Genomic DNA, 16,516 nt, shown 5'->3' with positions numbered 1-16,516 from the left:
GGTGTCCTCCCAGTGGTCAGTACGCGCGCTCGAGCTGCTTCCGGTCGAGCGCGACGGATTCGGTGAAGAGCGCGAGGACCCGCGGCGCGACGGCGCGCAGCTGCCTCGTCGAGACGGTGAGCGGTTCGAAGGCGTGCGCGACGGTGTCGGCGATCAACCGCGGAGGGTGCGCGGCGAGGAGGAACCCGTGCAGCACGGCCTGGTAGGCGACGGCGAGTTCGGCCGCCGGGCGGTCCGTGCGGAGCAGGTCGTTCGCCGCCAGCAGTTCGAGGTATTCGACGAACGCCTCGTCGTGGCGCGGGTCGAGCTTGGCGTGCAGCTTCGGCAGCAGCTTGCCCAGCGTCTCGGTGTCGTCGGCGTACCCGGCCCGCAGCAGCGGCCGGCCCAGCACGTTCGCGTACTGGAGCTCCGTCAGCCGGGACAGCCGGGCGGCGAGCGGATCGGCTTCGAGCGCCCGCACGAGGTCTTCGAGGCTCCGGACGGACTCCCGCAGGAGCACCGTGAGGAACAGCTCCTCACGGTTCTTCCAGTGCAGGTAGACGGTCCCTTTGCCGACGTCGGCGCGCTCGGCGACGTCCTCGACGGTCGTGCGCCGGTAGCCCGCCCGCAGCAGCAGGTCGGCGGCCGCGTCGAGGATCCGCTCGGCCCGTTCGGCGCGGTCTTCGGCAGGAGGCATGCGGCCATCGTATGACCAAATACGAAATCTGGTCAAACGTTGGGACAGAAGAACGGCGAGGTGCGCCGGGCACCTCGCCGTTCCGCCGCTCAGGCGTCTGACGAACGCTTCCAGAGGTTGATGTCCGCGTCGGTGGCGTGGCCGTCGATCTCGGTCAGCTCCTCCGAGCCGAAGTCGAGGTTGCCGAGCGCGCCGACGTTGTCCTCCAGCTGCTTGACGCTGCTCGCGCCGATCAGCACCGACGTCACCCGGCTGTCGCGCAGGGCCCAGGTCAGCGCCAGCTGGGCCAGCGACTGGCCGCGGCGGGCCGCGATGGCGTTGAGCGCGCGGACGCGGCCCAGCCGGTTCTCGTCGAGGGTGTCCGGGTCCAATGACTTGCCTTGCGCCGCGCGGGAATCCGACGGGACGCCCTTCAGGTACTTGTCCGTCAGCAGGCCCTGGGCCAGCGGCGAGAACGCGATGCAACCCGCGCCGGCCTCCTCGAGGGTGTCGAGCAGGCCGTCCTCCTCGATCCAGCGGTTCAGCATCGAGTACGACGGCTGGTGGATCAGCAGCGGCGTGCCGAGCTCGCGCAGCAGGCGCGCGGCCTCGGCGGTCCGCTCCGAGTTGTACGACGAGATCCCGACGTAAAGCGCTTTCCCGGCGCGGACGGCGGCGTCGAGCGCCCCGACCGTCTCCTCCAGCGGTGTCTCGGGGTCGAACCGGTGCGAGTAGAAGATGTCGACGTAGTCCAGGCCCATCCGGCCGAGCGACTGGTCCAGCGAGGACAGCAGGTACTTCCGGGAGCCCCATTCACCGTAGGGGCCGGGCCACATGTCGTAGCCGGCCTTGGTGGAGATGACCAGCTCGTCGCGGTAGGGCTTGAAGTCCGTGGCCAGCAGCCGGCCGAAGTTCTCCTCCGCCGAGCCGTAGGGCGGGCCGTAGTTGTTGGCCAGGTCGAAGTGCGTGATGCCGAGGTCGAAGGCGCGGCGGGTGATGTCGCGCTGGGTCTGCAGCGGCCGGTCGTGGCCGAAGTTGTGCCACAGCCCGAGCGAGATCGCGGGCAGCTTCAGCCCGGAGCGCCCGCAGCGCCGGTAGGGGATCGTTTCGTATCGGTCGGAAGCCGCAACGTAGGTCACGCGGCCGATGCTAACCCGCCGGTCGGGTACGCTCCTGGTGAGCGACCGCTTAGGAGGTCAGTGGTGGGCACCGGATTCTTCACTTCCGTCGACGACGTGTCGGCGAAGCTGGCCGAGGCCGGCTACCTGGCGTCCACGGCCGTGGCGACCACGGTGTTCCTCGCCGACCGGCTCGGCAAGCCGCTGCTGGTCGAGGGCCCCGCGGGCGTCGGCAAGACGGAGCTCGCCAAGGCCGTCGCCCAGGTCAGCGGTTCGCGGCTGGTGCGCCTGCAGTGCTACGAGGGCATCGACGAGGCCCGCGCGCTCTACGAGTGGAACCACGCGAAGCAGCTTCTGCGGATCACCGCCGGCCGCGACGAGACGTGGGAGCAGGCCCGCACCGACATCTTCGGCGAGGAGTTCCTCCTCCGCCGCCCGCTGCTCACCGCGATCTCGTCGGACGAGCCCACGGTCCTGCTCATCGACGAGACCGACAAGGCCGACATGGAGGTCGAGGGCCTGCTGCTGGAGGTCCTCGGCGACTTCCAGGTGACCGTGCCCGAACTGGGCACGATCTCCGCGACCCGCGCGCCGTTCGCCGTCCTGACTTCGAACGCGACGCGCGAGCTGTCCGAGGCCCTGCGCCGCCGGTGCCTGTTCCTGCACATCGACTTCCCCGACGAAGAGCTCGAGCGCGACATCGTCCGGCTGAAGGTCCCGGGCATCGACGCCGCGCTGGCCGATTCCGTCGTCCGGGTGATCGCCGCGCTGCGCGCGATGGACCTGCGGAAGCTGCCGTCGGTCGCCGAGACGATCGACTGGGCGCGCACGCTGCTCGCGCTCGGCGCGTCGGCGCTGGACGAGCGGGTCGTGCGCGAGAGCCTCGGCGTCGTGCTCAAGCACCAGGACGACATCGCCAAGGCGGGCGCCGGGCTCCAGCTCGAACAGGTCCTGGACGCGTCGTGACCACCGGCGTGCCGGAGCGCCTCGCGTCGTTCGTCCGGGCGCTGCGGGCCCAGGGCATCCCGGCCGGCCCCGCCGAGACGGTCGACGCCGCGGCCGCGCTGGAGGTCCTCGGCCTCGACGACCGCTCGCTCGTCCGGGAGGGCCTGGCCGCCGCGCTCGTCCGGCGGGGCGGGCAGCGGGCGGTGTTCGACGCCGCGTTCGACCTGTACTTCCCGGCCGGGATCGGCGCGCCCGAGCGGGCACGCGAAGACCAGCCGTCGACGCTGGAAGAACTCCGGGAGGAACTGGCCGCCGCGCTCGCCGACGGCGACCAGCAGGCCCTCGCCCAGCTGGCCGGGCTCGCCGTGGAGATGCTGGGCCAGTACGGCTCGGCGTCCGGTCCCGGCGGCGGGTTCTCGGCCCACCAGACCCTGGAACGGCTCCAGCCGCAGACACTGATCGCGCGGGTGCTGGCCGCGGTGCGCGGCGGCGGCGCGCCCGGCGAGTTCACCGACCGGCTCGACCGCGACGAGATCCGCCGCCGCGTCGAAGGCTTCCGCGGGCAGGTCCGCACCGAGGCCCGCCGTCGCGCGGCCGAGGTCCGCGGCCGCGAGCGCGTCGCCAAGCACGCCATCGCGCCCGCCCCCGACCGCGTCGACTTCCTCATCGCCAGCCGCAAGCAGCTCGCCGAGCTGCGCCGGACGATCCAGCCGTTGTCCCGCAAGCTCGCGACGCGGCTGGCGGCCCGCCGCAAGCGCACCACGCGCGGGCAGATCGACCTGCGCCGCACCCTGCGGCGGTCGCTCTCGACCGGCGGCGTGCCGCTGCGCCCGGCCTACCGCCACCGGCGGCCCGGCCGGCCGGAAATCGTGCTGCTGTGCGATCTTTCCGGGTCCGTGGCCGGCTTCGCGAACTTCACGATGCTGCTGGTGCAGGCGCTGCGCGACCAGTTCGGCAAGGTCCGCGTGTTCGCGTTCGTCGACAGCGCGGACGAGGTCACCCACCTGGTTACGACCGGCGTCGCCGACCCCGAGCACCTGGGCGCGCGGATGCTGTCCGAAGCGGCGCTGGTGCGCTGGGACGGCCACAGCGACTACGGCGGCTCGCTGCGCCAGTTCACCGAGAACTGGCTTGACGCGGTCGGCCCGCGCACGTCCGTGCTGATCCTCGGCGACGCCCGCACCAACGGCGGCGACCCGAACCTCGACGCGGTGCGCGAGATCAAGGCCCGCGCCCGCCACGTCTACTGGCTCAACCCGGAGCGGCGGTCGCTGTGGTCGACCGGCGACTCGGCGGCCCTGGAGTACGCCGACGTCGTCGAAATGCACGAGTGCCGCACGGTGCAGCAGCTCTCCACGCTGGTCACGCGCCTGCTGCCGGTGTGAGCCACGCGTCGATGTCCGCGAGGATCTTCTTCTTGGTGCTCTCGGGCGCGAAGGACGCCCGGACGCTCGCCCGCGCGAAGTCCGCCATCGCGGTGTCGTCGTAGCCGAAGGCCGCCTGGACGCGGGCGTACTCCTCGGCGAGGTTCGCGCCGGTGACCGACGGGACGTCGGTGTTGAGCGTGACCGTCAGCCCGGCCTCGACGAGCCGGGGGAGCGGGTGCTGTGCCAGGGAAGGCACCAGGCCGAGCGTCACGTTCGAGGACGGGCAGACTTCCAGCGCCAGGCCCCGGTCGCGGACTTCCCGGACCAGCGCCGGGTCTTCGAGGACGCGGATGCCGTGCCCGAGCCGCTCGGTGCGGCCGACGCCCAGTGCCTCGCGGATGCTGTCCGGGCCCGCGTCCTCGCCGGTGTGGTGCAGCAGGTGGATTCCGGCTTCGCGAGCCTTGTCGAACACCTTCGCGAAGGGCCGGAGCGAGTGGTTTTCCTCGCCGGCCATGCCGATCGCGAACACGTCGTCGTACTTCAGCGCGAGGTCGAGGGTGCGCTCGGCGCGTTCGACCGAGCGGCGCCGCGAGTGGTCCAGCACCACGCGGCACTCGAGCCCGGAGAGTCCTTTGAGGACGGATTCGAGCGGCATTTCGAGGTCGCCCAGGCGTTCCCCGTGCGAGGCCGCGGTGAACGTGACTTCGGCGTAGCGCGTGCCCTGGGCGGCTTCGTCTTCGCAGTACTCGCGGGCGATGCGCTCGAAGTCTTCGGGACGCTGGAGGCAGGAGCGGATCAGCGCGTTGTAGTCGGCGAAGGCGCGGAAGCCGTCGAACACCGGTGGCTCGCCCGGGACGGCGACACCGTTCGCTTCGCCGAGTTCGCGCAGCGTGGCCGGCCGGATCGTGCTCTCCAGGTGGACGTGCAGGTGGGCTTTCGGCAGGGCGGCCAGGTCGCGCATGATCGCGAGCCTAAAGGCGCGCCAAGGCAGCCCGCGCGGCATTTTCCGGACCCGTCACCGGCCCGTCACGCTCCGCGCGCAGGTTTGGCGGAGGTCACACGGGGAACCTCCGGGTGGTTCGTCCGCGTTGTCAGGATGACCGCTACCGATGAGGGAGGACCACCGTGGCATTCCTGCGCAAGCTGACCGTGTTGGCCGGGGCCGCGGGCGCGGCCCGTGCCTACGCCAAGAAGAACCCCGAAAAGGTGAACGAGGCCGTCGGCAAGGCCGCCAAGTTCGTCGACGACAAGACCAAGGGCAAGTACCACGAGCAGATCGCCGGCGCGGTCCGCAAGGTCAACTCCGTGACCGGGCCGAACGGGCAGCCGGGGCCGGCCGCCCGGTAGGTCACCCGTCCGACAGCGTCTCGAGGACCCCCTCGCCGTACTTGGCGAGCTTGTTCTCGCCGACGCCGCTGACCGTGCCCAGCTCGGCCAGCGAGGACGGCCGTTGCGTGGCGATCTGGCGCAGGGTCGCGTCGTGGAAGATGACGTACGCGGGCACGCCCTGCTCCTTCGCGACGCCCGCGCGCCACGCCCGCAGCCGCTCGAACAACGGGGCCGCCTCCGCGGGCATGTCCGCCGCGGCGGCGGCCTTCTTCGTGCTGCGGACCTTCGCCGCCGCCGCGCGCTCGGGCTCGCGGCGCAGCATCACCTGGCGGTCGCCGCTCAGCACCTCGGCGCTGGCCTCGGTGAGCACCAGCGAGCCGTAGTCGCCTTCGACGGCCAGCAGGCCCTGCGCCAGCAGCTGCCGCACCACCGCGCGCCACTCCGGCTCGCGCAGCTCGGTGCCGATGCCGAACGTCTTGAGCGTGTCGTGCTGGAACTGCGTGACCTTCGGCGTGGTCTTGCCGAGCAGGATGTCGGTGACCTGGCCGGCACCGAACTTCTGCCGCCGCTCGTTGCGCAGCCGCACGACCGTCGACAGCAGCTTCTGCGCCGGGATCGTGCCGTCCCAGCTTTCCGCCGGGTTCAGGCACGTGTCGCAGTTGCCGCACGGCTCGGACTTCTGCCCGAAGTAGTTGAGGATCTGCACGCGCCGGCATTCCACCGTCTCGCACAGCGCGAGCATCGCGTTCAGGTGCGCGCCGAGCCGGCGGCGGTGCGCTTCGTCCCCCTCGGACGTGTCGATCATCTTGCGCTGCTGCACGACGTCCTGCAGCCCGTACGCGAGCCACGCGGTGGACGGCAGCCCGTCCCGGCCCGCGCGGCCGGTCTCCTGGTAGTAGCCCTCGACCGACTTCGGCAGGTCGAGGTGCGCGACGAACCGGACGTCCGGTTTGTCGATGCCCATGCCGAACGCGATCGTCGCCACCACGACCAGGCCGTCTTCCCGCAGGAACCGCGACTGGTGCTTCGCGCGGGTGTGCTTGTCGAGCCCCGCGTGGTACGGCACCGCCGGAATCCCGTTCTGCACCAGGAACTCCGCGGTCTTCTCGACCGAGTTCCGGGACAGGCAGTAGACGATCCCGGCGTCGCCCTGGTGCTCGGTCCGCAGCAGTTCCAGCAGCTGCCGCTGCGGGGAGTTCTTGCCGACGATCCGGTACTGGATGTTCGGCCGGTCGAAGCTCGCGACGAAGTGGCGGGCTTCGTCGAGCTTCAGCCGGGTCGAGATCTCCTTGTGCGTGGCCTCGGTCGCCGTTGCGGTCAGCGCGATCCGCGGCACGTCCGGCCAGCGCTCGTGCAGCGACGACAGCGCCAGGTACTCCGGCCGGAAGTCGTGGCCCCACTGGGAGACGCAGTGCGCTTCGTCGATCGCGAACAGCGAAATCTTGCCGCGGTCGAACAGCCGCGCGGTGGACTCCATCGAGAGCCGTTCCGGGGCCAGGTAGAGCAGATCGAGCTCGCCGGCCAGGAACGCCGCCTCGGTCTCCTGCCGGGCCGCGTAGTCCTGCGTGGAGTTGAGGAAACCCGCGCGGACGCCGGCGTTGCGCAGCGCGTCGACCTGGTCCTGCATCAGCGCGATCAGGGGCGACACCACGACGCCCACGCCCGGCCGCACCAGCGACGGGATCTGGTAGCACAACGACTTCCCGCCACCGGTGGGCATCAGCACGAGCGCGTCGCCGCCGGCGATCACGTGCTCGACGATCGCCGCCTGGTCGCCGCGGAAGCTGTCGTAGCCGAACACGCGCTGGAGCGTCTCCAGCGCTTCGGACACGGTCGCGAGGTCGGTGTCTGCCACCCGGCCGACTATAGAGCGGGGGTCCGACAGTTCCGGCCCGGCCCGCCGCGGGGTGGCAGACTGGACGCGTGGAGTACTGGCCGGTTCCCGATCTCGTCGCGCATTTCACCGGCGAGTGGCGCTTCGATCGCGAAATCCGCACCGCCGACGGCGATCCGGCGGGCGACGTCACCGGTACCGCCACCTTCACGGAGGAGGACGGCGTCCTCGTCTACCGCGAAGCCGGCGAACTGCGGCTCGGCGGCTACACCGGCCCGGTCACCCGTGAGCTGCACTACCGGCCCACCGCGCCCGGCCGCGCCGACGTGCACTTCGACCACGGCGGCTTCTTCCACGCCGTCGACCTGCGCGCCGGGCACTGGGACGCGGACCACCCCTGCCGCGACGACCTCTACCGAGGCAGCTACCGCGTGCTCGACGCGCGCCGCTGGCGGCAGGAGTGGGCGGTCCGCGGCCCGGCGAAGGACCACCTGATCGTGACGCGGTTCAGCCGGCCGCCGGGCTGAGCAGGTCGCCCAGGCCGATCCGGCGCAGGAACTCGCCGCGGATCCGGTCGCCCACCTCGGCGACCAGCCACCCGCCGTCGTCGGACGGGTCGACGTGCACCCGGAACGGCCGCTTGCCCTTCGGCAGGTCCACCACGCGCGCCAGCTCGCCGGCGACGACGGCGACGTCCGCGTCCGCCGGGGTGATCTCGGCGAGCTTCGCCGCGACGTGGTCGGTCAGGCCCGCGTAGCGCTCTTCGTAGGCCTTCGCGACGGCCTCGTCGGCCGGGTGCCCGGAGTGCGGGAAGTGGTTGGTGCCCGAGGTGAACGCGCCGGGCACCACGATCGTGGTGTCGATGCCGAACCGGGCGACCTCGGCGGCGTAGCTGACCGCGAGGCTGTCCATCGCCGCCTTCGCCGCGAAGTACGGCGCCAGGTAGGGCGGGGTGCCGCCGCGGACGCTGCTGCTCGACACCCACACGAGCAGCCCGTCGCCCTGGGCACGCAGGTGGGGGAGGGCGGCGCGGTTGACGCGCTGGGTGCCGATCGCGTTGGTGTCGTAGATCTGCGCGAGCTGCTCCGGCGTGAACGCTTCGGCCGGGCCGAGCACCATGTGCCCGGCGTTGTGCACCACGACGTCCAGGCGGCCGTGCGCGGCGACGACCGACGCGATGGCGGCATCGGCCGAGTCCTGGCTGGACACGTCGAGTTCGACGCTGCGCAGGTCGACGTCGTGGTCCTTCGCGTACGCGGCCGCGGCGCCGACTTGCGGGGCGTTGCGGCCGCCGGTGTCGCGCATGCCGGCGTAGACGGTGTGCCCGGCGCGGGCCAGCGCCCGGGCGGAGAGGGCGCCGATCCCGCTGGAGGCGCCGGTGACGACGATGATCACGGTCTTGTCCCCTCTCAGACGATTCCGCCGTTGGCGCGCAGCACCTGGCCGTTGACCCAGCGGGCCGGGCCGGCGAGGAACGCGACGACCTCGGCGATGTCCTCGGGACGGCCGAGGCGCTCGAGCGGCGGCTGCTTGGCCATCCGCTCGACGGTCTCCTCGTCCTTGCCGTCGAGGAACAACGCGGTCGCCGTCGGGCCGGGGGCGACGGTGTTCACGGTGATGTCGCGGCCGCGCAGCTCCCGCGCCAGGATCATGGTGATCGCCTCGACCGCGCCCTTGGTCGCGTTGTAGATGCCGTAGCCGGGCAGGTTCAGCCCGAGCACGGACGTCGAGGTGGTGATCACCGCCCCGCCGTCGCGCACGCGCTTCGCGGCTTGCTGGGCCACGGCGAACGTGCCGCGGATGTTCGTGCGGTGCACGCGGTCGAGGACGTCGAAGTCGGTGTCCGCGATCGGCGTCGGCGGGTTCATCACCCCGGCCAGGTGGGCGACGACGTCCACGCCGCCGTAGGTGGTCTCGGCGGCGTCGAACAGCGCCGCGACCTGGGCGGGTTCGGCCACGTCGGCGCGGACGGCGATCGCCTGGCCACCGCGCTCGGTGATGGCGTCGACCGCGGCCCGGGCCTCCTTCTCGTTGCCGGCGTAGGTGACGACGACCGCCATGCCGTCGGCGGCCAGGCGCTCGGCGACCTGGCGGCCGATGCCGCGGGAGCCGCCGGTGACGATCGCGACGCGGGGAGTGCTCATCGGGGTTTCCTTCCTCCGGTCCGGGCGGCGTCCGTAGCGCCGCTTCCGTCGTTCTGTTATCGACGATAGCACTCGAGTGGTAACAATGCTAGTCATCTGTTGTTATCGTCGTTACACCCCGGCGGACGGGTGACGGCATCCGGACGCACGGGCGCCGCCGGTCGGCCGAATCCGGAGGTCGAGAGCGGGTCGGCCGGTTTCGGGACGCGCGATCCGGGAACACCGGACCCATCGGGGGGCTCGACATCCTTGAAGGAGTTTGTGCGATGCCCACATGGCTGATCGTCCTGATCGTCGTCGTGGCCGTCGCGGTGCTCAGCGCCGTGATCTGGCTGGTGACGCAAGAGATGCAGCGAAAACGGCTGCAACAGCGGTTCGGTCCCGAGTACGACCGGGCCGTCGAAGAGAGCGACAATCCCCGTGCGGCGCAACGGGAACTGGCCGAGCGGGAACGCCGGCACAAGGAGCTCGACATCCGCCCCCTGTCGGCGTCGGCGCGCGAGCGCTACGCCCGGGAGTGGACGCAGGTCCAGGAGAAGTTCGTCGACCACCCGGCCGCCGCGGTCGCCGAAGCCGACCAGGTCCTGGTCGCGCTGATGGCCGAGCGGGGCTACCCGACCGAGGGCTACGAGCAGCAGGTGGCCGATCTTTCCGTGCGGCACGCGAAAACCCTGGAGCACTACCGCGCGGCGCACGCCACGCGGCAGAAGCGCGACGGAGCGTCCACTGAGGACCTTCGCGACGCGATGGTGCGCTACCGCGCCGTCTTCGAGGACCTGCTGACCGACGGCGCCGACGAGCACGACGAGCACCACGACCGCCGCAACGGCCACGACCACAACGGACACGAGCACGACGCCGACCGTCGTGAGACCGACCGGCCCGAAGGCCGGGCGACCGCGCAGCCGCGGACCGAGTGGAACGGAGGACGCTGACCATGACCGAGCACCTGACCCGCCACGGCGCGGACCACGACGAGGACGTCCGTGAGACCACGGAGGTACCCGGACAGGAGCGGCCGGACTTCGAGGAGCCGGACGAGAGCCGCGAGCCGGCCGGGCGGCACCTGAGCACGGCCGACCTCGCTTCCGCGGCCGACCAGCCCGAACCCGCGCGTGGTGCCGCTCCGACGTCCGACGGCGAGGCGGAGACGCCACCGCTGATCGACGAGGAGAAGGTCACCGGGTTCCGCGACCGCTGGCAGAACGTGCAGACCGGCTTCGTCGACGACCCGAAGCAGGCCGTCCGCCAGGCCGACGAGCTGGTCGCGGCCGTCATCAGCGCGCTGGCCACGACGTTCGCCGAGCACAAGAGCGAGCTCGAAGGCCAGTGGCAGCAGGGCGAACCGGCCACCGAGGAGCTGCGGATCGCGCTGCGCCGCTACCGCTCGTTCTTCGACCAGCTGCTGCCGGGCTAGCCCGGCCCGTTTGCCGGCGGGCATGATCGGGTAGGTCGCCGGGGTAGGCGCCAGCAACGGGAGGCAGCCGATGAACGTGGCCGATCTGCTCGTCGACGGGTTCAGCCGGGTCCAGGGCACGGTGCACGCGGCGGTGGAGGGGCTCACCGCCGAGCAGCTCACGGCCCGGCTGGACGACGACGCCAACTCGATCGCCTGGCTGGTCTGGCACCTGACCCGCGTCCAGGACGACCACGTCGCCGACGCGGCCGGGACCGAGCAGGTGTGGACCGGCGAAGACTGGCTTTCGCGGTTCGGCCTGCCGTTCCCGGCCGGCGACACCGGTTACGGCCACCGCCCCGCCGACGTCGAGGCGGTCCGGGTCGACAAGCCGGACCTGCTCACCGGCTACTACGACGCCGTGCACGAGCAGACCGTCCGGTTCGTCAGCGGCCTCGACGGCCAGGCGCTCGACCGGATCGTCGACGAGGCCTGGGACCCGCCGGTGTCGCTGGGAGTCCGGCTGATCAGCGTCCTCGACGACGACATCCAGCACGCCGGGCAGGCGATGTTCGTCCGCGGCGTGCTCGACCGCCGCTAGTCAGTCTTCGTAGCCTTCGCCCCGGTGGTCGGCGAGGCGCCGCGGGCCCGGCCCGTCGGTGCCCAGCCGGTCGCCGGGGTTGGCGAGCCGGCACTTCGCCAGCGACATGCAGCCGCAGCCGATGCAGTCGGTGAGCTGGTCGCGCAGCTGTTCCATCTGGCGGATCCGCGCGTTCAGGTCCTCCTGCCAGCACTTCGAGATCCGCGCCCAGTCGGCGCGCGTCGGCGTCCGGTCGTCCGGCAGCAGGGCGAGCACTTCGCGGATGGCCGACAGCGGCATGCCCACCCGCTGGGACATCCGGACGAACGTCACCCGCCGCAGCGCGTCGCGGCAGTAGCGGCGCTGGTTGCCGGCGGTGCGGCGGCTGCGGATGAGGCCTTCGTCCTCGTAGAACCGCAGGGCCGACGCGGGCACTCCGCTGCGCCGGGAGAGTTCGCCGACGGTGAGGTCGGGCAGCGGCCGGGCCGTGGCGTTCACCATGCTTTCCAGCCAACCACAGCCGCACGCTTGACTTCAAGCGAGCTTGAAGTCCGATCCTGACCCGGTCGGCACCAACGCCGCTGTGTCAAGGAGGAAGCGTGTCCGAAGCACCCGTGCGGGTCGCGGTGATCGTGGGAAGTGTCCGGGAAGGACGGTTCGGCCCGGTGGTCGCGGACTGGCTGGCCGGCGTCGCGGGCGACCACGGCGGCTTCGAGGTCGACGTCGTCGACCTCGCCGAGCCCGCCCTGCCGATGGCGATGCCGGCGTTCGGCGCGGCACCGGCGGAGGCGGTCGCGGCCGAGGTCGCGAAGGTGACCTCGCGGCTCGAGTCCGCCGACGCGTTCGTCGTCGTCACCCCGGAGTACAACCACAGCTACCCGGCATCGCTCAAGAACGTCATCGACTGGCACCGCGTCGAATGGAGGGCGAAGCCGGTCGCGTTCGTTTCCTACGGCGGGATCTCCGGCGGCCTGCGCGCGGTCGAGCACCTGAGGGCGGTCTTCGCCGAGCTGCACGCGGTGACGATCCGCGAGACGGTCAGCTTCCACGGCGCCCACGCGCGCTTCGGCGCGGACGGCCTGCCCACGGACGACGGCGCGGCCGTCGCGGCCAAGGCGCTGCTCGACCAGCTGGGCTGGTGGGCCCGGTCGCTGGCGGACGCGCGGGCCGTCCGGCCGTACCCCGCGGCCTGACTCGTTCACGACGTCGGCTGGCCGTGACGCTCCACAGTGGATGGACGGCGGGCGAACCGCGGCGCGTGCTCCGGCCGGAAGCCGAACCCGATCAGGTAGGCGCCGAGGGCCTGCAACACCGGCGTCCGCCCGACCAGGCGCAGCAAAGCCGGCATGCCGCGCAGAGTCCCGTCGAGGCACGGCTTCAGCAGCAGCGCGTGCTCGGCGCGCTGGGCCCACTGGACCGCCGCCGTCGGGAGCCACCGGCGCCGCCGGAGCGCGGCGAGCTTCCGCGGCGGCACCCGGCCGTGGCGCAGCGGTTTCGCCAGCAGGGCCGCCGTCGCCACCGCGTCCTGGATCGCCAGGTTCACCCCGACGCCGCCGGTCGGCGACATCGGGTGCGCCGCGTCGCCGACGCACAGCACGCCGTCGGCGTGCCAGCGCCGCAGCCGCCCCATCCGGACGTCGAGGTGGTGCACGTCGTCCCACGAGCGGATCGCCGCCAGCCGGCCGGTGTCCCAGCCCATCAGCGCGCCGATCCGGGCGCGGAAGCCGGCGATGTCGCCCCGGCGCAGCTCGGCGTCGCGGCCCTTCGGGATCAGGTAAGACGCCTGGAAGTAGCTGCCGCGGTCCATGGTCGCCGCGGCCTGGCCGTCGTCCAGCCGCACGAACAGCTGGCCGTCCGGACCCGGTCGCGGGCCCTTCGGCACGCGGACCTGCCAGACGTCCATCGGCACCGCGAACTCCCGCAGCTCCAGGCCGGCCGCGCGGCGCACCGCCGACCAGCGGCCGTCGCAGCCGACCGTGAGGTCCGCGGCCAGTTCGCGGTCGTCGCCGCGGTCGTCGCGGTAGCGGACCCCGGTCACGCGCTCGCCGTCGCGCAGCAGGCCGGTCACCTCGCAGCCCCTCCGCAGCGACAGCCCCGGCTCGGCGCCGGCGAGCAGGGCGAGGAAGTCGGCCTGCGGCACCATCGCGAGGTGGTCGTACGGCTTCCGGAGCCGCCCGAAGTCGGCGGCGACGATCTGCTCGTCGCGCACCCGCAGCCGCGCCTTCGCCAGCAGGCCGCGCGGCAAAGTGGCGAAACGCTCGGCCAGCCCCAGCTCGGCCAGCAGCCGCAGGGTCGACGGATGCACCGTGTCGCCCCGGAAGTCCCGCCGGAAGTCGTGGTGCTTCTCCAGCACGACGACGTCGACCCCGGCGCGGACCAGCAGCAGCCCGAGCATCACCCCAGCCGGGCCGCCGCCGGCGACGCAGCACCGCACGCGTTCCATGCCCCGACCGTAGCCACCGCGCTCAGGAGGCCTGGCAGGTCTGGGCCGGCAGCGTGGTGTCCTGCCCGACGAGCGTGATGGTGCCGCCCACGACGTACGAGCCCACGGCGGCCAGCGCCGCGAACGAGGTGCACACCAGCTGGTCGACCGCGGTCGCGCTGAGCCGGCCGATCGGGAACGGGAACGTGATCGCCGCGGGCGTGCCGGGGGAGAGCGCGATCGGCCCCGCCTCGGGCGGCAGCATCGTCGTGTAGCCGTCGGCCGCCTCGGCGTCGGTCGGACCGCTCAGCAGCACCGAAAGTGCGGTGCTGACACCGACGGAGTGATCCGACGGCCGCGCCACGGGCCGCACCCGCCCGTCCATGACGAAGTAGAGGATCAGGTCGGCGCCGCCCCCGCCGCCCGCCGGGTTCCGCAGCGTCGGCGCCGGCCCGGCCCCGACCGCGGGCGTCGGCTTGATCCCGCACCCGCCGGCCAGCGCTAAGACGGCCAGCGTCACCACGACGATGAACTTCTTCACCACGCCTCCCGAGGCAGCCGCAGCTCGAACCGGGCGCCCGTGCCGGTGTTCGCCGCGACGATGTCGCCGCCGTGCAGCCGCGCGTTCTCCCGGGCGATGGACAGCCCGAGCCCGCTGCCTTCCGAGCGCGCGCGGGCGGTGTCGGCCTTGGTGAAGCGGTCGAACACCCCGGGCAGCACCTCCGCCGGGATGCCCGGCCCGTGGTCGGTCACGGTCAGCACGACGTCGCCGTCCTCGGCCCGCAGCACCACCTCCACCGGCGGCGCGCCGTGGCGCATCGCGTTGCCGACCAGGTTCGCCACGACGATGTCCAGCCGCCGCCGGTCGAGCGCGGCGCCGATGCCGGCCGGCAGCTCGGTCACCAGGTCTTCGCCCGGCTCCCAGCCCCGCGCGGCGAGGCTGTCGGCGACCGCCGAAGCGACGTCGAGCTGCTCCCGCCGCAGCTCCGCCCGCCCGGCGTCGAACCGGGAGATCTCGATCAGGTCCTGCACCAGCCGGGTGAGCCGCTTCGTCTCGGCCGACACGAGCCGCGCGGCGACGGCGGTGTCCGCGGGCAGCTGGCCGGCGTCCTCGTCGAGCACGTCGGTGACGGCGTTCATCGCGGCCAGCGGCGTGCGCAGCTCGTGCGAGACGTCGGCGACGAACCGCCGCGCGTCGGCCTCCATCGCGCGCAGCGTGCCGACCGTGCGCTCCAGCTCGGCCGCGGTGTTGTTGAACGTCGTGACCAGCTGCGCGAGCTCGTCGGACCCCTTGACGCGCAGCCGCACGTCCAGCCGGCCCCGGCCGAGCTGGCTCGCGGCGGTGTTGAGGGCACGCACGGGCCGCAGGACCTGCCGTGCGGCCAGCAGCGCGACGGCCACCGCGAACGGCAGCGCGAGCGCGGAGTACAGCCACGCCGTCGTGGCCAGCTCGCCGATCGCGGCCTGCTGCTGGGACAGCGACGTCACGGCGTAGACCTCGAGGCCGCTCGGCTTGGCGCCGGTCTGCACCGGGATCCCGACGAAGAACTGCGGGAACCCCTGGGTGACGACCCGCTGGAACTGGATGTTCGTGCTGGTGGCCACGGCCCGGCGCAGCTCGGCGGGCACTTCCTCGAGCAGCAGGCCCGACGACGAGTGCAGGCCGTGGTAGACGACGAGCGCGCCGCTGGACTTGAGCGCCGCGGCGAACGCGTCGAGCGTGGCCTGGTTCGGCGGCAGCGACACGGTCGGCAGGTACGTGACGATCTGGTCGCGCAGCTTCAGCATCGTCTGGTCCTGGACGCCGCCGAGGATCGCGTTGCGCGCGGAGATGTAGCTCGCCCCCGCCGCGGTCGTCGCGCCGAGGATCATGATCACCGCGAAGGCGGCGACCAGGCGGGGCCGCAACCCGGCGAGCCACGAGCGGATCCGGTGGTTCACGAGCGGCCGAACCGGTAGCCGAACCCCCGGACCGTCTGCACGTACTCCGGCTTCGCCGGCACGTCTTCGATCTTCGCGCGCAGCCGCTGCACGCAGGCGTCGACCAGCCGTGAGTCGCCGAGGTAGTCGTGGTCCCACACGGCGGAGAGGATCTGCTGGCGGCTGTACACCTGCCCGGGCGTGCGCGAGAGCTCCAGCAGCAGCTTGAGCTCGGTCGGCGTCAGCGAAACCGGGGCACCGCGCTTGGTCACCTCGAGCCCGGCCCGGTCGATCACCAGGTCGCCGTGGCGTTCCTCGGGCTCCGGTACCTCCCCGGGGCGCTCGGCGACGGCCCGGCGCAGCACGGCCCGGATCCGCGCGTCCAGCACGCGCGGTCCGACCGGCTTGGCCACGTAGTCGTCCGCGCCCGCTTCGAGCCCGGCGACGATGTCGAAGTCGTCGCTGCGCGCGGTGAGCATGATGATCGGGATCGGCCCGGCCGCGCGCATCCGGCGGCACGTCTCGAAGCCGTCCATGCCGGGCAGCATCAGGTCGAGCACGACGATGTCGGGCCGGTGGTGCACGAGCGCCTCGATGCCGCGCTCGCCCGATTCCGCCGTGCGCACCACGTGTCCCTGCCGGCGCAGGGCCAGTTCCAGTCCCTCCCGCACCGCCGCGTCGTCTTCCACCACCAGTACCTCGGCCACGGCGCCATTATTCGGAAAAGCGCACGTCGTGGCGACCCGGGCGGATCTTGTAGCAAAACCATGACATCGCGCTGACGGGATCTCGAAATGCCGCCCCCA

19 protein-coding genes are annotated in these 16,516 nt (G+C 72.4%); 8 read left to right on the top strand and 11 right to left on the bottom strand.

Annotated features, from left to right (window positions below):
• Nucleotides 1-16: 16 nt before the first annotated feature.
• Nucleotides 17-676 (bottom strand): TetR/AcrR family transcriptional regulator, encoded by a 660-nt coding sequence (locus tag ACWEN0_RS34615; protein WP_451983361.1) that lies wholly within the window; start codon nucleotides 674-676, stop codon nucleotides 17-19.
• Nucleotides 677-765: 89 nt separating this feature from the next.
• The gene (gene mgrA, locus ACWEN0_RS34610) at nucleotides 766-1,794 is read right to left on the bottom strand and encodes an L-glyceraldehyde 3-phosphate reductase (protein ID WP_451983359.1); all 1,029 of its coding nucleotides are present in this window, start codon (nucleotides 1,792-1,794) and stop codon (nucleotides 766-768) included.
• A 63-nt stretch (nucleotides 1,795-1,857) separates the two neighbouring features.
• On the opposite strand from mgrA, the gene ACWEN0_RS34605 reads away from it, so the two are divergent.
• The gene (locus ACWEN0_RS34605; protein ID WP_451983357.1) at nucleotides 1,858-2,739 is read left to right on the top strand and encodes an AAA family ATPase; all 882 of its coding nucleotides are present in this window, start codon (nucleotides 1,858-1,860) and stop codon (nucleotides 2,737-2,739) included.
• The gene (locus ACWEN0_RS34600; protein ID WP_451983355.1) at nucleotides 2,736-4,103 is read left to right on the top strand and encodes a vWA domain-containing protein; all 1,368 of its coding nucleotides are present in this window, start codon (nucleotides 2,736-2,738) and stop codon (nucleotides 4,101-4,103) included. The genes ACWEN0_RS34605 and ACWEN0_RS34600 overlap by 4 nt, the downstream gene beginning before the upstream one ends.
• On the opposite strand, the gene add is transcribed toward ACWEN0_RS34600, so the two are convergent.
• The gene (gene add, locus ACWEN0_RS34595; protein WP_451983353.1) at nucleotides 4,081-5,046 is read right to left on the bottom strand and encodes an adenosine deaminase; all 966 of its coding nucleotides are present in this window, start codon (nucleotides 5,044-5,046) and stop codon (nucleotides 4,081-4,083) included. The two genes, ACWEN0_RS34600 and add, sit on opposite strands and share 23 nt — an antisense overlap.
• A gap of 164 nt (nucleotides 5,047-5,210) precedes the next feature.
• On the opposite strand from add, the gene ACWEN0_RS34590 reads away from it, so the two are divergent.
• Nucleotides 5,211-5,432: an antitoxin gene (locus ACWEN0_RS34590; protein ID WP_451983351.1), complete on the top strand. Its 222-nt coding sequence runs from the start codon at nucleotides 5,211-5,213 to the stop codon at nucleotides 5,430-5,432.
• 1 nt (nucleotide 5,433) lies between these two features.
• Here ACWEN0_RS34590 and recQ read toward each other — a convergent pair whose 3' ends face one another.
• Complete coding sequence (gene recQ / locus ACWEN0_RS34585) at nucleotides 5,434-7,269, bottom strand: DNA helicase RecQ (RefSeq protein ID WP_451983349.1); 1,836 nt, start codon at nucleotides 7,267-7,269, stop codon at nucleotides 5,434-5,436.
• A 68-nt stretch (nucleotides 7,270-7,337) separates the two neighbouring features.
• Here recQ and ACWEN0_RS34580 point away from each other — a divergent pair, with 68 nt between their 5' ends.
• Nucleotides 7,338-7,775 (top strand): DUF6314 family protein, encoded by a 438-nt coding sequence (locus tag ACWEN0_RS34580; RefSeq protein ID WP_451983347.1) that lies wholly within the window; start codon nucleotides 7,338-7,340, stop codon nucleotides 7,773-7,775.
• On the opposite strand, the gene ACWEN0_RS34575 is transcribed toward ACWEN0_RS34580, so the two are convergent.
• Nucleotides 7,756-8,643 carry an SDR family oxidoreductase gene (locus ACWEN0_RS34575; RefSeq protein ID WP_451983345.1) on the bottom strand — a complete coding sequence of 296 codons (888 nt, stop codon included), beginning with the start codon at nucleotides 8,641-8,643 and terminating at the stop codon, nucleotides 7,756-7,758. The two genes, ACWEN0_RS34580 and ACWEN0_RS34575, sit on opposite strands and share 20 nt — an antisense overlap.
• Nucleotides 8,644-8,657: 14 nt before the next feature.
• Entirely contained in the window at nucleotides 8,658-9,392 is a 735-nt protein-coding gene (locus ACWEN0_RS34570; RefSeq protein ID WP_451983343.1) for an SDR family oxidoreductase, read from the bottom strand.
• A 266-nt stretch (nucleotides 9,393-9,658) separates the two neighbouring features.
• Between ACWEN0_RS34570 and ACWEN0_RS34565 the strand changes: the two genes are divergently transcribed.
• The 3 genes from ACWEN0_RS34565 (at nucleotide 9,659) to ACWEN0_RS34555 (ending at nucleotide 11,389) form a co-directional block, all read left to right on the top strand.
• Nucleotides 9,659-10,327 carry a hypothetical protein gene (locus ACWEN0_RS34565; protein ID WP_451983341.1) on the top strand — a complete coding sequence of 223 codons (669 nt, stop codon included), beginning with the start codon at nucleotides 9,659-9,661 and terminating at the stop codon, nucleotides 10,325-10,327.
• A gap of 2 nt (nucleotides 10,328-10,329) precedes the next feature.
• The gene (locus tag ACWEN0_RS34560) at nucleotides 10,330-10,809 is read left to right on the top strand and encodes a hypothetical protein (RefSeq protein ID WP_451983339.1); all 480 of its coding nucleotides are present in this window, start codon (nucleotides 10,330-10,332) and stop codon (nucleotides 10,807-10,809) included.
• 70 nt (nucleotides 10,810-10,879) lie between these two features.
• On the top strand, nucleotides 10,880-11,389 hold the full coding sequence (locus tag ACWEN0_RS34555; protein ID WP_451983337.1) for a mycothiol transferase: 510 nt from the start codon (nucleotides 10,880-10,882) through the stop codon (nucleotides 11,387-11,389).
• Here ACWEN0_RS34555 and soxR read toward each other — a convergent pair whose 3' ends face one another.
• The gene (soxR, locus tag ACWEN0_RS34550) at nucleotides 11,390-11,869 is read right to left on the bottom strand and encodes a redox-sensitive transcriptional activator SoxR (RefSeq protein ID WP_451983335.1); all 480 of its coding nucleotides are present in this window, start codon (nucleotides 11,867-11,869) and stop codon (nucleotides 11,390-11,392) included.
• A gap of 98 nt (nucleotides 11,870-11,967) precedes the next feature.
• On the opposite strand from soxR, the gene ACWEN0_RS34545 reads away from it, so the two are divergent.
• The gene (locus tag ACWEN0_RS34545; RefSeq protein WP_451983333.1) at nucleotides 11,968-12,561 is read left to right on the top strand and encodes an NADPH-dependent FMN reductase; all 594 of its coding nucleotides are present in this window, start codon (nucleotides 11,968-11,970) and stop codon (nucleotides 12,559-12,561) included.
• A 5-nt stretch (nucleotides 12,562-12,566) separates the two neighbouring features.
• Here the strand turns inward: ACWEN0_RS34545 and ACWEN0_RS34540 are convergent, their stop codons facing one another.
• The 4 genes from ACWEN0_RS34540 to ACWEN0_RS34525 form a co-directional block, all read right to left on the bottom strand.
• A complete protein-coding gene (locus ACWEN0_RS34540; RefSeq protein WP_451983331.1) occupies nucleotides 12,567-13,811 on the bottom strand; it encodes an FAD-dependent oxidoreductase in 1,245 nt (414 codons plus the stop codon).
• A 22-nt stretch (nucleotides 13,812-13,833) separates the two neighbouring features.
• Nucleotides 13,834-14,331, bottom strand: coding sequence for a hypothetical protein (locus ACWEN0_RS34535; RefSeq protein ID WP_451983329.1), 498 nt, complete (start codon nucleotides 14,329-14,331; stop codon nucleotides 13,834-13,836).
• Nucleotides 14,328-15,662: an ATP-binding protein gene (locus ACWEN0_RS34530; protein ID WP_451983531.1), complete on the bottom strand. Its 1,335-nt coding sequence runs from the start codon at nucleotides 15,660-15,662 to the stop codon at nucleotides 14,328-14,330. The genes ACWEN0_RS34535 and ACWEN0_RS34530 overlap by 4 nt, the downstream gene beginning before the upstream one ends.
• 65 nt (nucleotides 15,663-15,727) lie before the next feature.
• Nucleotides 15,728-16,417, bottom strand: coding sequence for a response regulator (locus ACWEN0_RS34525; RefSeq protein WP_451983327.1), 690 nt, complete (start codon nucleotides 16,415-16,417; stop codon nucleotides 15,728-15,730).
• Between the last annotated feature and the right edge of the window lie 99 nt (nucleotides 16,418-16,516).

The sequence above is a fragment of the Amycolatopsis sp. NPDC004378 genome (genome assembly GCF_053602455.1).
Note: the sequence above shows the minus strand (reverse complement) of the source record. Positions and strands in the feature narration are given on the sequence as shown.

What these genes read in the sequence shown, in the direction of transcription:
- ACWEN0_RS34540 (WP_451983331.1), bottom strand. Translation starts at nt 13,811, where the DNA reads ATGGAACGCGTGCGGTGCTGCGTCGCCGGCGGCGGCCCGGCTGGGGTG.
- add (WP_451983353.1), bottom strand. Translation starts at nt 5,046, where the DNA reads ATGCGCGACCTGGCCGCCCTGCCGAAAGCCCACCTGCACGTCCACCTG.
- ACWEN0_RS34565 (WP_451983341.1), top strand. Translation starts at nt 9,659, where the DNA reads ATGCCCACATGGCTGATCGTCCTGATCGTCGTCGTGGCCGTCGCGGTG.
- ACWEN0_RS34615 (WP_451983361.1), bottom strand. Translation starts at nt 676, where the DNA reads ATGCCTCCTGCCGAAGACCGCGCCGAACGGGCCGAGCGGATCCTCGAC.
- ACWEN0_RS34560 (WP_451983339.1), top strand. Translation starts at nt 10,330, where the DNA reads ATGACCGAGCACCTGACCCGCCACGGCGCGGACCACGACGAGGACGTC.
- ACWEN0_RS34570 (WP_451983343.1), bottom strand. Translation starts at nt 9,392, where the DNA reads ATGAGCACTCCCCGCGTCGCGATCGTCACCGGCGGCTCCCGCGGCATC.
- ACWEN0_RS34555 (WP_451983337.1), top strand. Translation starts at nt 10,880, where the DNA reads ATGAACGTGGCCGATCTGCTCGTCGACGGGTTCAGCCGGGTCCAGGGC.
- ACWEN0_RS34530 (WP_451983531.1), bottom strand. Translation starts at nt 15,662, where the DNA reads ATGATCCTCGGCGCGACGACCGCGGCGGGGGCGAGCTACATCTCCGCG.
- soxR (WP_451983335.1), bottom strand. Translation starts at nt 11,869, where the DNA reads ATGGTGAACGCCACGGCCCGGCCGCTGCCCGACCTCACCGTCGGCGAA.